The sequence below is a fragment of the Rhodanobacter koreensis genome (assembly GCF_054782855.1).
This window is the reverse complement of the sequence record NZ_BAAGRR010000001.1, coordinates 154,956-168,722: the sequence shown is the minus strand read 5'-3', so window position 1 is coordinate 168,722 and position 13,767 is coordinate 154,956. Positions and strand designations below refer to the sequence as shown.

Sequence of the window (13,767 nt, the reverse complement as noted above, 5' to 3'; positions counted from 1 at the left end):
ATGCCCGGTAAAGTAGGGTTGGCCTACTGCTCGTCGTCCGACGGTTCGCGTGACGGCGCCGGGGCGACCAGCAACTTGTCGATGCGGGCACCGTCGAGGTCGACCACCTCGAAACGGATGCCATGCCAGGCGAACACTTCGCCGGTCTGCGGGATGTGGCCCAGCGCAGTCATCACCATGCCGGCCGCCGTGCGGTATTCGTGCTCGTCCTCACCGGGCAGCTCGCCGACCTGCAGCAGTTCACGCAGGTCGTCGGTGGACAGGCTGCCGTCGATCAGCCAGCTGCCGTCCGCGCGCTGCACGATCGGAGCGTCCTCATCGTCGCCGGCATGGCCGATCTGGCCGGCGCCGACCACGGCGGCAAGCAAGTCGTTGACGGTGACCACGCCTTCGATGTCACCGTATTCGTCGACCACCAGCGCCAGCGGCGTCTCGGCATCGCGAAACTCCTCCAGCAGATCCAGTGCGCGTGCCGTTGCGGGCACGAACAGCGGCTTGGACAGGTGGTCGAACAGCTCCGGCTTGCCCTCGGCAAAACTGTGCAGCAGGCGCTTGACCTCGACCACACCGACCACGTCGCTCTCGTCGCCGCGATAGACGGGGTAGCGTGAGTAAGGGGTTTCGCGCAGTACCGCGATGTTTTCCTCGCGCGAGGCGGCCATGTCCAGCCATGCGATGCGCATGCGTGGCGTCATCACGCTGTCCACCGTGCGATCGCCCAGGCGCAGCACGCGGTTGACCATGTTGTGCTCGTCCGGATCGAGCACGCCCTGCTCGGCGCTCTCGGCCACCAGCAGGCGGATCTCTTCCTCGGTGACTACGCCCTGGCCATGCTGCCTGACTCGCAGCAACCGCAGCAGCCCGTTGCTCGATATGTTCAGCAGCCATACGAACGGTGCGGTCAATCGCGACAGCAGCAGCATCGGGAGCGCCGCGTACGACGAGAACCGCTCCGGTGCCGACAGGGCCAGTCGTTTGGGTACCAGTTCACCGATCACGATCTGCATGAACGAGATCAGCACGAAGCCGAGCACGATGCCGAGGATCCGGGTGTACGGCGCCAGCCATGCCAGCTGTTCGCCCTGCAACGCATCGGCGATATGGCCGCCGAGTGCGTCGCCGGCGATCGCACCGGTGACCAGCATCAGCAGGGTTATGCCGACCTGGATGGTGGACAGGAAGTGCTCCGGGGCCTCGGCGTGGCGCAGCGCCAGCGCGGCGCCGCGGCTGGTTTTTGCCATCTGTCTGAGGCGGCTCTTGCGCGAGGCGACGAGTGCCATCTCCGATAGCGCGAAGAAGCCGTTGCACAGGGCCAGGACGAGGACGAGCGCGATTTCGGTCAGCATCGCGGCAATGATAGGTGTGCCATGCGTTGCAGTGTAAGGGCAGCCGGCCCTGCACTTCACGTCGGTGCCTCGCACAGGCAGTGGTGCGGGGCAGCACGGCAGTCCTGTAACATGACTGTCATCCCGTTCCCTCAGGCATGGCCCGCATGTTTTCACTGCAGACGATTTTCGGCAAAGGCGACAAGTTTTACGGTTTGCTCGAACAGAGCGCCGCTACCGTCTGCGAGAGCGCCAAGGCCCTGCATGAGCTGCTGAACAATCCCGGCCAGGGCTCGGTGATGGCTGCATTCACTGCCACCCGCGCGCGCGAAAAGGAGCTGGCGGCGCAGATCAGCGAGGGTTTGGTGAACACATTTGTCACCGCACTCGACCGCGAGGACATCGAGGCGCTGAATTCGGCGCTGTACAAGATTCCCAAGACCATCGAGAAATTCGCCGAACGCTACGAGATCGTTGCCGACCGCCTCGGCGGGGTGGATTTCGCCCAGCGTGCGCTGGTGCTGGAACGCTCCAGCGAGGTGGTCGCAGAAATGATCGGCGAACTGCGCCGCGGCCTGCGCATCGACCCGGTAAAGAAGCTGCAGGATCGCCTGCAGGCGCTGGAGTCGGAAGGCGACCGCATGCTGCTGTCGCCGTATCGCACCTTGTATGTCGAGGGTGGCGACGTGATGCGCGCCGTGCTGGCGAAGGACCTGTTCGAGCTGATCGAGAAGGCCATCGACAAGTGCCGCGACGTGGGCAACATCGTCTATTCGATCGTGCTGAAGAACTCCTGAGGGCTCCATCGTGATCCCTTCTATCGCATGTCGCCGGGTCGTGGCCCGGACGCTCCATCGGGCTGGGCCACTCACCGCCGGAGATCGCGCATGAGTCTCAGCCTGGTCGTGGCGGAAGTGCTGATCGCACTGGCCTTCACCTATATCAACGGCTTCCACGACACCGCCAATTCGATCGCCACGGTGGTGGCCACCAAGGTGCTCACGCCGGGCCAGGCGGTGTTGCTGGCCGCGGTAACCAACCTGATCGGCGCATTGCTGGGTACGGCGGTGGCGGCCACGATCGCCTCGGGGCTGATCAATACCGGAGTGATCGACGTGGGTCCGCAACTGGTGATATGCGCTTTGCTGGCGGCGATCGCGTGGAACCTGATCACGTGGTGGCTGGGCCTGCCGTCCAGTTCCAGCCATGCGTTGGTCGGTTCGCTGGTCGGCGCCGCACTGGCGGCATCGAGCAACGACTTCGGTTCGGTGATATGGGTGCAGGGCAACTGGATCACCGGGCATGGCGTGATCCCCAAGGTGATCATCCCGATGGTGCTGTCACCACTGGGCGGTTTCATCATCAGCTTCGCGCTGATGGGTTCGCTGTACGCGCTGCTGGCCTGGTTTGCCAACCGGCATGGCTGGTCGCGCCGGTTCGGTCGCACGCCGTTCGTCAACTTCTTCTTCGGCAAGGCGCAGATCGTCTCGGCCACCGCGATGGGTGTGGCGCACGGCATGAACGATGCGCAGAAGAGCATGGGCATCATCGCCCTGGCGCTGGCCGGTGGTACCGCCGCGCATCAGTTCGACCAGTTGCCGCAATGGCTGGGGTTCCTGAAGATCGCCGAGAACACCGCCGGTGGCTTCATCATTCCGGTCTGGGTGAAGGTAGTGTGCGCGCTGACCATGGCGGGCGGTACGGCCGGTGGCGGCTGGCGCATCATCAAGACGCTGGGTCACAAGATGGTCAAGCTGCATCCGATCAACGGCTTCGCTGCCGAGACCAGCTCGGCGATCGTCATCCTCACGGCCTCGGCGTTCGGCATCCCCGTATCGACCACGCACAATGTGTCTGCCTCGATCATGGGCGTGGGCGCGGCCAAGCGCTTCAATTCGATCCGCTGGTCCGTGGTCGAGCGCATGGTGTGGGCATGGATCCTGACCCTGCCGGTTACCGCGCTGCTCGCTTACTGGCTGGTGCGGACGATTGGAGTGGCCAGGTAGGCCGCATCAGAGTGCGTCGCCGCCGTTGACGACGATCTGCTCCAGCTGGTCACCCAGCACGCCCAGTTCGCTCACCACGCGCTGCAGCTCGGCAGCGTCGAGGAATTCGTAGGGGCGGTTTTCGCACAGGTGCAGGTAAGGCGAGCCGTCCAGATCCGCCACCGCAAGAAAGCCGGTGCGCTGCTGCCAGTTGAAGCGCAGGCAGCGGCTGGGGTCGGTGCCGGCCAGCGGGCCGATCGGGGTGGAGATGCGCAGGTAGCGGCGGCCCGACTCATCCTCGAGTTCGGCCAGATAGATGCCCTGGTGACGATCGTGCGCCAGTTTCAGGTCGAAGCTGATCAGGTAGGGGTCGTTGTGGCGCAGCTCGTGCTGGCTGCCGATGTGGGAACGCACGGCTTCGAAGTGGCGCATGGTGCGACTTCCGCTGGCGAGAGGCGCTGCTACTCTGCCACGTCTATCTGTCCGCGTCGCGTCAAGTTCGAATGAATCTGTCCGAGTCGATCCACATGAATGATGCCGCCACCCGCATCTACGCCGCCATCGCCGCGATTCCGCCCGGTCGCGTCGCCAGTTATGGCGCCATTGCAGCACGCGCCGGTTTGCCCGGACGGGCGCGACTGGTCGGCAAGCTGCTCGGCGAGGTTCCCGATGGGATGGAGTTGCCGTGGTATCGCGTCCTGCGCTCCAGCGGGCACATCGCGATGCCGCCGGGCAGTCGTGGTTTTCGCGAGCAATCCCGGTTGCTGCGGGCCGAAGGCGTCGAGGTGAAGAACGGGCGTGTGCCGTTGAGCCGGTTCGGTCTGGATGGCGATCTCGACCATGCGTTGTGGGGCATGCCGCCCTCGTAACCCGCTCCTCGGCGTGAGGCCGCACGTACGGCCGGCAAGCGCTTCGGCTACTGCCGAATGGGCCACGCGCCGACGGGAGTGCCTGGACGGTTTGTTACCATGTCACCAATGAATGCCTCTGCCCTCGACCTGCTTCAAAGCGTTTTCGGATATCCCAGTTTCCGCGGCCAGCAACAGGCCGTTGTCGAGCATCTGAGCGAAGGTGGCGACGCGCTGGTGCTGATGCCGACCGGTGGTGGCAAGTCGCTGTGTTATCAGATTCCAGCGCTGCTGCGGCAAGGCACGGGCATCGTGGTATCGCCCTTGATCGCGCTGATGCAGGATCAGGTCGACGCGCTGCGCGAAGCTGGCGTCGCCGCCGCCTATCTCAATTCCAGTCTCGGCGCGGACGAGCAGCGCGAAGTCGAGCGGCAATTGCTGGCGGGCGAACTGAACCTGCTTTACGTGGCGCCGGAGCGGTTGCTGACCGGTCGTTTCCTCGGGCAGCTGGAGCGCACCGAGGTGGCGCTGTTCGCGATCGACGAGGCGCACTGCGTATCGCAATGGGGCCACGATTTCCGCCCGGAATACCGCGAGCTGGCGATCCTGCACCAGCGCTTTCCCGAGGTGCCGCGGATTGCGCTCACCGCCACCGCCGACCCGCGCACGCGCGAGGAAATCGTCGAGCGGTTGTCGCTGCAGCAGGCACGGCAGTTCGTGTCCAGTTTCGACCGGCCGAACATCGGCTATCGGGTCGGCCTGCGCCACAACGCGAAGCGTCAGCTCACCGAATTCCTGCAGGGTCATCAGGGCGAGTCCGGCATCGTCTATTGCCTCAGCCGCAAGAAGGTGGACGACACCGCCGAGTGGCTGGCCGAACTTGGCGTCGAGGCACTGCCGTATCACGCCGGGCTGGATGCAGCCACCCGTGCGAAAAACCAGCAACGCTTCCTGCGCGAGGACGGCGTGGTGATGGTGGCCACCGTCGCGTTCGGCATGGGCATCGACAAGCCCGACGTGCGCTTCGTCGCCCACCTCGATCTGCCGCGCAGCATCGAAGGCTATTACCAGGAGACCGGCCGTGCCGGCCGCGACGGCCTGCCAGCCGAGGCGTGGATGATCTACGGCCTGTCCGACGTGGTGACGATGAGCCAGATGATCGCGCAGTCCGAATCGGCCGACGAGCGCAAGCGGGTGGAGCGGCAGAAGCTGGAATCGCTGCTGGCCTATGCCGAGGCAACCGGTTGCCGTCGACAGTTGCTGCTGGGCACGTTTGGCGAAACCTATCCTGATCCGTGTGGCCATTGCGACAACTGCATCTCGCCGCCGAAGACCTGGGATGCCACGGTGCTGGCGCAGAAGGCGCTGTCGGCGGTGTATCGCAGCGGTCAACGTTTCGGCTCTGGACATGTGATCGACATCCTGCGCGGCGAGGAAACCGAGCGCGTACTCGGCCTCCATCATCATCAGCTGAGCACGTTCGGCATCGGTGCCGAGATGGACGAGAAACAGTGGCGCTCGGTATTCCGCCAGCTGCTCGCGGCCGGTTTGCTGGAAGCCGATGCCGAAGGCTATGGCACGCTGCGGCTGACTCCCGCCAGCCGGGCCGTGCTTGGCGGCAACCAGGTCGTGAAGTTGCGCGAGGATGCGCGTCCCGAACGTGGCGGCCGGCGTCGCCGCGACAGCAAGCTGGTCACCGGCAGCAGTCTGGGCATCGAGGCCTACGAGCAGGACATGTGGGATGCGCTGCGCGCCCTGCGTACGCAACTGGCCAGGCAGCATGGTGTGCCGCCGTATGTGGTGTTCCACGATGCCACCTTGCTGGCGATGCTGCGCGCACTGCCGGCGAACGAGGACGAGCTGGCCACGATCAGCGGTGTCGGCGAAGCCAAGCTGAAACGCTATGGCCGCGATTTCCTCGCGGTGATCAATGCGCAGTAACTAAGTGGTTGTAGCGCTTGCGCTGGCTGCCGATCGCCCTTACAACTGAAGGATCTTGCACGTGCAGGCCAGCGCCGGATGGCGACGGCGCATACCTCTGCATGCCGCACCGCGCTCATCCCGTGCGGCTTCCATCGTTGTACCGAAAGGATCGCGCATGCACGACGCCCCACTCATTGGCACCCTCGTCAGCGGCATCGTGCTGGCCTTCATATTTGCCGCGCTGGCGCACAAGCTGAGGCTGCCGCCCCTGGCCGGTTACCTGATGGCCGGTGTCGTCGTGGGTCCGTTCACTCCTGGCTATGTCGCCGATGGTCATCTGGCGCACCAGTTGGCCGAAGTGGGCGTGGTCTTGCTGATGTTCGGCGTTGGCCTGCACTTTTCGCTGAAGGATCTGCTGTCGGTAAAGAGCATCGCGATTCCCGGTGCGTTGGGCCAGATGGCGGTGGCAACCGTGCTCGGCATGCTGCTGGGCTGGGGCCTTGGCTGGCCATTCGCGCAGGGCTTCGTATTTGGTCTGGCCCTGTCGGTAGCCAGTACGGTGGTGCTGCTGCGGGCGATGGAAGAACGCCGCCTGATGGACACCGAGCGGGGTCGTATCGCGGTCGGCTGGCTGATCGTCGAGGATCTGGCGATGGTGCTGGCGCTGGTGCTGCTGCCTGCGATCGGACTGGCCCTGGGTGGCGGTGCGGAGGGTGGCGGCACGCTGTCGTTCGGAGCAATCGCCGGCACGGTTGGCCTCACCATTGGCAAGGTGGTGCTATTCGTCACCCTGATGCTGGTGGTCGGGGGTCGGCTGATCCCGTGGATTCTCAAGGTCGTCGCGCACACCGGCTCGCGTGAACTGTTCCGTCTTGCGGTGCTGGCGATCGCGCTGGGCGTGGCGTTCGGTGCAGCCGGCCTGTTCGGGGTGTCGTTCGAACTCGGCGCGTTCTTCGCCGGCATGATGATGGGCGAGTCGAAGCTGGCCCAGCGTGCCACCGAGGAGACGCTGCCGTTGCGCGATGCGTTCGCGGTGCTGTTCTTCGTCTCGATCGGCATGCTGTTCAACTACCAGGTGGTGTTGACCGAGCCGCTGGTGGTGCTGGCGGCGTTATCGATCATCGTGATCGGCAAGTCGCTGGCGGCGTTCGGCATCGTGCTGGCATTTGGACGGCCATTGCGCACCGCGCTGACTATTGCCACCAGCCTGGCGCAGATCGGAGAGTTCTCGTTCATCCTGATCGGTGTGGGTGTGGCACAGCACCTGGTGTCGAAGGAGGCACAGGATGTGCTGCTGGCCGCCGCGATCCTCTCGATCCTGATCAACCCGCTGCTGTTCAAGCTGCTCGATCGCGCCAGGCCGTGGCTGGATACGCGCGAGGCGCGGGAGCATGGCGGCGCGACAGCCCCCGTGATCGCCGAACCGGCACCGGAGATCCTTGCGGCCAGCGTATTGAGTGGGCATGTAGTGGTGGCCGGCTATGGCCGGGTGGGCCGGCTGGTCGGCGAGGCGCTGCAAAAGCAGGGCGATGCGGTACTCGTGCTGGAAGAGGAAAAGGAGCGCGTCGCGATGCTGCGCCAGCAGGGTATCGAAACGATCGTCGGCAACGCGTCGCGCGACGACGTGCTCGAGGCTGCCAATCTCGCCCAGGCGCGTGCACTGGTGGTGACGGTGCCCGATGCCTTCGAGAGCGGTGAGGTGGTGCGCGTGGCGCGGCTGGCCAATCCGCAGCTGCAGATCATCGCCCGCGCCGATTCCGATGCCTGCATGGCGCATCTGCAGCAGCAGGGCGCTAATCTGGTCGTGCTGGCCGAGCCCGAACTGGCGCGCTGCATGCTCGAACATCTGCATGCAGGCGAACCGGGGCACTCGCCCATCGCCGCCTGATCCTTCCGATCCAGCGGGCGGCTGCTGCATACGTATTCAGCCGGACACGGTACAGGGCCGCAGTGCAGACTCGGCGCACATTCTTGATGTCATGACGTGGGGGAGACGCAATGAGCACGGTTGACGCGACAGACGGGTTGGAACAGCGCGCGACTGCGCGGGTGGTGCTGATCTCGGCGGCGGCGGCGCTGGGAGGTTTCCTGTTCGGTTTCGATACGGCCGTGATCAACGGCGCGGTCGATGCGATCCGTGACGGCTTCTCGCTGGATGCGGCACAAACCGGCTTCGCGGTCTCTTGCGCCTTGCTCGGTTCGGCGCTGGGCGCGTGGTATGCCGGCATGCTGGCGAACCGCTGGGGCCGCGTGCGCACCATGCAGGTGGCGGCCGTGCTGCTGGTGGCCAGTGCACTGGGCTCGGGTCTCGCGACGGCCGTGTGGCAGCTTGTTCTATGGCGGCTGGTCGGCGGCATCGGTGTCGGTGTGGCCTCGGTGATCGCGCCCACCTACATTGCCGAGGTATCGCCCGCATACATCCGCGGTCGGCTGGGTTCGATGCAGCAACTGGCGATCGTGCTCGGCATCTTTGCGGCCTTGCTCAGCGATGCGTGGCTGGCCGGTGCAGCCGGTGGTTCGTCACATGCCTTTTGGCTGGGGCTGTCGGCGTGGCGCTGGATGTTCCTGGCGGCGGTGCTGCCGGCACTGATCTACGGCACCCTGGTGCTGGGTGTGCCGGAATCGCCACGCCATCTGGTCGCCAAGGGCCGTCTGGCCGAGGCGCGCGTGGTGCTGCAGAGCGTGCTCAACATGCACAGCGACGCAGCGCTGGACGGCAAGCTGCGCGATATCGAGGACAGTCTGCGTTCGGAGCACAAGCCCCGTCTGAGCGACCTGCGCGGAAAGGCCGCCGGCCTGCTGCCGGTGGTGTGGATCGGCATCCTGCTGTCGGTATTCCAGCAGTTCGTCGGCATCAACGTGATCTTCTATTACTCGTCGACCCTGTGGCATTCGGTCGGCTTCAGCGAGGCCAATTCGTTTGCGATCACCGTGGTCACCTCGATCGTCAACGTGCTGGTGACCCTGGTGGCGATTTCCCTGGTCGACAAGATCGGTCGCAAGCCGCTGCTGGCGATCGGCTCGGCGGGCATGGCGATTACCCTGGGGATGATGGCCTGGTGCTTTTCGCAGGCCACCGGCAGCGGTGCTGCACTCAGCCTGCCCGGTTCGACCGGCATGATCGCCCTGGTCGCGGCAAATGCCTACGTGGTGTTCTTCGGGGTGAGCTGGGGCCCGGTGGTGTGGGTGCTCCTGGGCGAGATGTTCCCGAACCGGATTCGTGCCACGGCCCTGGCGGTGGCCGCTGCGGCACAGTGGCTGGCCAACTTCGCGATCACCAGCAGCTTTCCGAAGCTGGCCGAGATCGGCTTGACCTTCGCCTACGGCCTGTACGCTGGCTTCGCGCTGCTGTCGTTCCTGTTCGTGATGTATGCGGTACGCGAAACCAAGGGCATCGAGCTGGAAGACATGCGCGCCTGAGACGCGTCGCCCGGCTGCTGCCGACTGGCGCAGCAGCCGGACCTGGCCGCCCTGGCGCCAGCGACATCCGGCGGGTACGGCAGATTGCAGGCAAAACAGCTAGGATTCGGAGTGGTTGGCATTTCGCCTGCTGGCGAGTCGGGTCCGAATCAGGCTGCACATGAAGGGAAAATCGACATCCATCGACATCGCCCATCTGGCCGGGGTCTCCCAGGCCACGGTGTCACGGGCGTTGCGCGGCAGCCCGCTGGTCAATGAAGAAACCCGTCGACGTATCGAGGCTGCTGCGGAGCAGCTCAACTACAAGCTCGACAAGAACGCCTCGAACCTGCGCCGGATGCACACCGGCACGCTGGCATTGCTGTTTTTCGAGGACCCCACCGCCGACGAGTCGCACATCAACCCGTTCTTCCTGTCGATGCTCGGCTCCATCACCCGGGCCTGCGCGCTGCAGGGTTACGATCTGCTGATCTCGTTCCAGCAGTTCTCGCGCGACTGGCATGCCGATTTCGCCGACAGCAAGAAAGCCGACGGCCTGATCCTGCTGGGCTACGGCGACTACCTGGCCTACTGCGACAAGCTGGAGAAACTGGTTGCCCAGGGCACCCGCTTCGTGCGCTGGGGCGCGGTGCTGCCGGACCAGCCAGGTGTCTCGATCGGCTGCGACAACTTCCGTGGCGGCCAGGCCGTGGCCGAACACCTGCTGGAGCGTGGCTGCCGCCGCATCGCCTTCCTTGGCGACGCCTCCAGCCACTATCCGGAATTCTTCGCGCGTTACCGCGGCTATGCCGATGCCTTGCAGCAGGCCGGCGTGGAGCCCGACGCCACCCTGCAGGAAAACGCCGAGAGCACGGAGCGCTCGGGCTACGAGGCGATGCGCACGCTGATCACCCGCGAGGTCGGCTTCGATGCGGTGTTCGCCGCCAGCGACCTGATCGCGATCGGCGCGATGCATGCGCTCAGCGACCATGGCCTGCGTGTTCCGCAGGACGTCGCATTGGTAGGCTTCGACGACATCGCCATGGCCAGTTTCGTCAATCCGCCGCTGACCACGGTATTGCAGGACACCCGCCTGGCCGGCGAGGCGCTTGTCGACAGCCTGCTCAGCCTGATCCGCCGCGAACCGGTGGAAAGCCAGGTGCTGCCGGTGAAGCTGATGGTGCGACGGTCGAGCTTGCGCTAGCGGCGACGGTCCGGCCCCGCGTTTTGCTCGGCTCGCTCTCGTCCCGTATCCCGAAACGGTCTGACCGCGCCATGCATTGCGACGCGCGCACGCGATCGCTTAACCTGCGCCAGCTGCCTGGCAGCCCCGCATGACAGGATCGCGCACACCCATGGAACGCACCCAGCCCGAGTTGGAGTTTCATCAGGTGTTCGAGCGAATCACGGATGCCTATGTGGCACTGGACCGGGACTGGCGTTACACCTATCTGAATGCACGAGCCTGCGAATTCTTCGGCCGTCGCGCCGAGGAACTGATCGGCAAGCACATCTGGGCGGAGTTTCCGGAAGGGGGCGACCAGCCGTTTCAGCGCGCGTACGAGCAGGCGATGGCCGAGCAACGCCCGATCCAGCTGGAGGCGTTCTATGCGCCGTACAACCGCTGGTTCGAGAACCGCATCTACCCGTCCGCGAACGGCCTGACCATCTACTTCCTCGACATCACCGAACGCAAGCAGGTCGAGCAGGCGTTGCAGCAGCATCAGCGCATGCTCGACCAGGCCCAGCAGGTGGCGCACATCGGCAGCTGGGAGTGGGACATCGCCAGCAACCGGGTAACCTGGTCGGCCGAGCTGTATCGCATCTACGGCGCGGCGCCCGGGCAGCATGCGGCCACGTTTCAGGCGTATCTCGCGCTGGTGCACCCGCTGGACCGTGCGCGCGTGCAGCAAATCATCGAGCAGGCGGGCAGGGACCGGCAGCCGTTCGAGTTCGAGGAGCGCATCGTGCGCCCGGACGGCGCCGAGCGCACCCTGCTCAGCCGCGGCACGGTGGATATCGACGAGACCGGCCATGCCGTCCGCATGCTGGGTGCGTGCCAGGACATCACCGAGCGCAAGCGCGCGGAACAGATGGCTGCCGGCCAGCACGAGATCTTGGTCGGCATCGCGGCGCAACGGCCGCTTTCGGAAAGCCTGGAGCGCATCGCTCGCCTGCACGAAACACTGAATCCCGGTGCGTTGTGCTCGCTGTTGCTGCTCGACGACGATGGGCGGCACGTATTGCACGGGGCCGGGCCGAGCCTGCCCGAGGCATACAACCAGGCCGTGCACAGGCAGGAGGTCGGCGAGGCGCATGGCTCGTGCGGTACCGCCGCATGGCGTGGCGAGCGCGTCGTGGTGGCAGACATCGCCACTCATCCGTACTGGAAGAACTACAAGGAGCCGGCACTGGCCCACGGATTGAAGGCCTGCTGGTCGACGCCGGTGTTCGGCAGCCATGGCGAGGTACTGGGCACGTTTGCGGTGTATTACCGCGAGCAACGCGAGCCGCGTCCGGAGGAACTGCAGAGTATCGATCGCATGTTGCCGATCACCGGCATCGCGATCGAGAGCGCCCGGCTGGTCGGGCGCCTGCGCGAGCGCAACCGTTTCTTCGAACTGTCGCTGGAGATCTTCTGCATCATCGATCCGCAGCGTGAGCGGATCATCCAGTTCAACCCGTCGTTGCTGCGCGTCACCGGCTACAGCGCGGAGGAACTGACGTCGAGGAATTACCGCGAATTCCTGCGGCCGGAGGATGGTGCCGGCAGTCAGGATCCGCTGCTGGCGCTGGCCACGCCGGGGCAGCAGGTGCATGAATTCGTCACCCGCTGCATCTGCAAGGACGGCAGCGAACATGCGCTGGAATGGGTTTCGTTTGCCGCACCGGACGGCATGCTCTACGCCGTGGCGCGTGACGTCACCGAGCGTCGCCAAGCCGAAACGGAACTGGCCTATGCCTCCAGCCATGATGCGGTCACCGGCCTGCCGCATCACCTGATGCTGGAGCGTGCCCTTGCCGCGATGTTGCGGGATACGGCGGTGCCGGCATGGATATTGATCATCGGGCTGGATCGTTTCCAGGTGGTCAACGAATCCGTCGGCCACGCGACCGGCGATGACGTGCTGAAGCGGCTGGCCAGCCGGTTGCAGGCGGCGCTGAGCGAGCAGGGCCAGATCGCACGCTTCACCGGCGACAAGTTCGTCGTCGCGGTCCGCGCCCTTTCGCGACAGGCCGCGCTTGAGCTGGCCGAACGATTGCGTGCCGCGGTGGCCGTACCGATCGAAGGTCACGACTACCGGCTGCTGCTGACCGCCAGCGTCGGCATCAGCCATTCGCCCGATCACGGCACGAATCCGAAGAGCCTGCTGCGCAGTGCCGAGGCTGCGATGAGCCAGGCCAAGCGGGATGGACGTGACCGGGTTTCCGAGTTTTCCATCGGGCAGATGCGCGCGCTCGAGGAGCGGCTGGTGCTCGGCAGCCACCTGCGCGATGCGATCCGTGACGGCGAACTGGAGCTCTACTATCAGCCGCAACACCGGGCGGGCGATCGCGTCCTGACCGGTTTCGAGGCGCTGCTGCGCTGGAACAGCCGGCAGCTTGGTCTGGTATCGCCGGGTCGCTTCATACCGGTGGCCGAGGCGCTGGGCCTGATGCCCGAAATCGGCGAGTGGGTACTCGATGCCGCCTGCAAGCAGGTGCGCACATGGCTGGATCGCGGCCATCGTGATTTCAATCTTGCGGTGAACATCTCGGCGCAGCAACTGCAGCGCCCGGGCCTGGTCGACAAGGTGGCTGCGGCGCTGCAACGTTATGCAGTACCGCCGTCGATGCTGCATATCGAGATGACCGAGAGCTCGCTGATGGAAAACGTCACGGCGATCCGGCGCACGCTGACCGAGCTCAAGGTACTCGGCACGCTGCTGTCACTGGACGACTTCGGCACCGGCTATTCCAGCCTGGCTTATCTCAAGCAGTTCCCCATAGACAAACTGAAGATCGACCAGAGCTTCGTGCGCGGCTTGCCCACGGATGCCGATGACGCGGCGATCGCCCGGACCATCATCACGCTCGGTCATCAACTGCACATGACGGTGGCCGCCGAAGGCGTGGAGACGCAGGCGCAGGCAACCTTCCTTGCGGAGATGGGTTGCGACGAGTTGCAGGGAAATGATCTTGGAGCCGCGCTGCCGGTACAGCAGGCCGAAGGGTTCTTCGGGCGGTTGCCGGGTTCGCAGTAGCGCGCGTCGATTGGCTTTTTGCCGGTCATTCCGGCGAAGGCCG

Annotated in this window: 10 protein-coding genes; 8 read left to right on the top strand and 2 right to left on the bottom strand. The window is 65.2% G+C overall.

Features of this window, described 5'->3' with window-relative positions; translation table 11 throughout:
• Positions 1–23: 23 nt before the first annotated feature.
• Positions 24–1,346: a hemolysin family protein gene (locus ACYVKM_RS00765; protein ID WP_460875078.1), complete on the bottom strand. Its 1,323-nt coding sequence runs from the start codon at positions 1,344–1,346 to the stop codon at positions 24–26.
• 146 nt (positions 1,347–1,492) lie between these two features.
• On the opposite strand from ACYVKM_RS00765, the gene ACYVKM_RS00760 reads away from it, so the two are divergent.
• Positions 1,493–2,122 (top strand): DUF47 domain-containing protein, encoded by a 630-nt coding sequence (locus ACYVKM_RS00760; protein ID WP_460875077.1) that lies wholly within the window; start codon positions 1,493–1,495, stop codon positions 2,120–2,122.
• Positions 2,123–2,212: 90 nt separating this feature from the next.
• Complete coding sequence (locus ACYVKM_RS00755) at positions 2,213–3,331, top strand: inorganic phosphate transporter (RefSeq protein ID WP_460875076.1); 1,119 nt, start codon at positions 2,213–2,215, stop codon at positions 3,329–3,331.
• A 6-nt stretch (positions 3,332–3,337) separates the two neighbouring features.
• Here ACYVKM_RS00755 and ACYVKM_RS00750 read toward each other — a convergent pair whose 3' ends face one another.
• A complete protein-coding gene (locus ACYVKM_RS00750) occupies positions 3,338–3,742 on the bottom strand; it encodes a hypothetical protein (RefSeq protein WP_460875075.1) in 405 nt (134 codons plus the stop codon).
• Between the two features lie 95 nt (positions 3,743–3,837).
• Here ACYVKM_RS00750 and ACYVKM_RS00745 point away from each other — a divergent pair, with 95 nt between their 5' ends.
• From ACYVKM_RS00745 to ACYVKM_RS00720, 6 genes are all read left to right on the top strand, one after another.
• The gene (locus ACYVKM_RS00745) at positions 3,838–4,179 is read left to right on the top strand and encodes an MGMT family protein (protein ID WP_460875074.1); all 342 of its coding nucleotides are present in this window, start codon (positions 3,838–3,840) and stop codon (positions 4,177–4,179) included.
• A 108-nt stretch (positions 4,180–4,287) separates the two neighbouring features.
• Positions 4,288–6,099 (top strand): DNA helicase RecQ, encoded by a 1,812-nt coding sequence (recQ, locus tag ACYVKM_RS00740; protein WP_460875073.1) that lies wholly within the window; start codon positions 4,288–4,290, stop codon positions 6,097–6,099.
• A 157-nt stretch (positions 6,100–6,256) separates the two neighbouring features.
• The gene (locus ACYVKM_RS00735) at positions 6,257–7,969 is read left to right on the top strand and encodes a cation:proton antiporter domain-containing protein (RefSeq protein ID WP_460875072.1); all 1,713 of its coding nucleotides are present in this window, start codon (positions 6,257–6,259) and stop codon (positions 7,967–7,969) included.
• A 110-nt stretch (positions 7,970–8,079) separates the two neighbouring features.
• Entirely contained in the window at positions 8,080–9,501 is a 1,422-nt protein-coding gene (locus ACYVKM_RS00730; protein ID WP_460875071.1) for a sugar porter family MFS transporter, read from the top strand.
• 160 nt (positions 9,502–9,661) lie between these two features.
• Entirely contained in the window at positions 9,662–10,684 is a 1,023-nt protein-coding gene (locus ACYVKM_RS00725) for a LacI family DNA-binding transcriptional regulator (protein ID WP_460875070.1), read from the top strand.
• Between the two features lie 151 nt (positions 10,685–10,835).
• Positions 10,836–13,724, top strand: coding sequence for a bifunctional diguanylate cyclase/phosphodiesterase (locus tag ACYVKM_RS00720; protein ID WP_460875069.1), 2,889 nt, complete (start codon positions 10,836–10,838; stop codon positions 13,722–13,724).
• Positions 13,725–13,767: the final 43 nt, after the last annotated feature.

Excerpts from the sequence above, each read along its gene's own strand:
- ACYVKM_RS00765 (WP_460875078.1), bottom strand. The coding sequence starts at position 1,346 with ATGCTGACCGAAATCGCGCTCGTCCTCGTCCTGGCCCTGTGCAACGGC.
- ACYVKM_RS00760 (WP_460875077.1), top strand. The coding sequence starts at position 1,493 with ATGTTTTCACTGCAGACGATTTTCGGCAAAGGCGACAAGTTTTACGGT.
- ACYVKM_RS00755 (WP_460875076.1), top strand. The coding sequence starts at position 2,213 with ATGAGTCTCAGCCTGGTCGTGGCGGAAGTGCTGATCGCACTGGCCTTC.
- ACYVKM_RS00750 (WP_460875075.1), bottom strand. The coding sequence starts at position 3,742 with ATGCGCCACTTCGAAGCCGTGCGTTCCCACATCGGCAGCCAGCACGAG.
- ACYVKM_RS00745 (WP_460875074.1), top strand. The coding sequence starts at position 3,838 with ATGAATGATGCCGCCACCCGCATCTACGCCGCCATCGCCGCGATTCCG.
- recQ (WP_460875073.1), top strand. The coding sequence starts at position 4,288 with ATGAATGCCTCTGCCCTCGACCTGCTTCAAAGCGTTTTCGGATATCCC.
- ACYVKM_RS00735 (WP_460875072.1), top strand. The coding sequence starts at position 6,257 with ATGCACGACGCCCCACTCATTGGCACCCTCGTCAGCGGCATCGTGCTG.
- ACYVKM_RS00730 (WP_460875071.1), top strand. The coding sequence starts at position 8,080 with ATGAGCACGGTTGACGCGACAGACGGGTTGGAACAGCGCGCGACTGCG.
- ACYVKM_RS00725 (WP_460875070.1), top strand. The coding sequence starts at position 9,662 with ATGAAGGGAAAATCGACATCCATCGACATCGCCCATCTGGCCGGGGTC.
- ACYVKM_RS00720 (WP_460875069.1), top strand. The coding sequence starts at position 10,836 with ATGGAACGCACCCAGCCCGAGTTGGAGTTTCATCAGGTGTTCGAGCGA.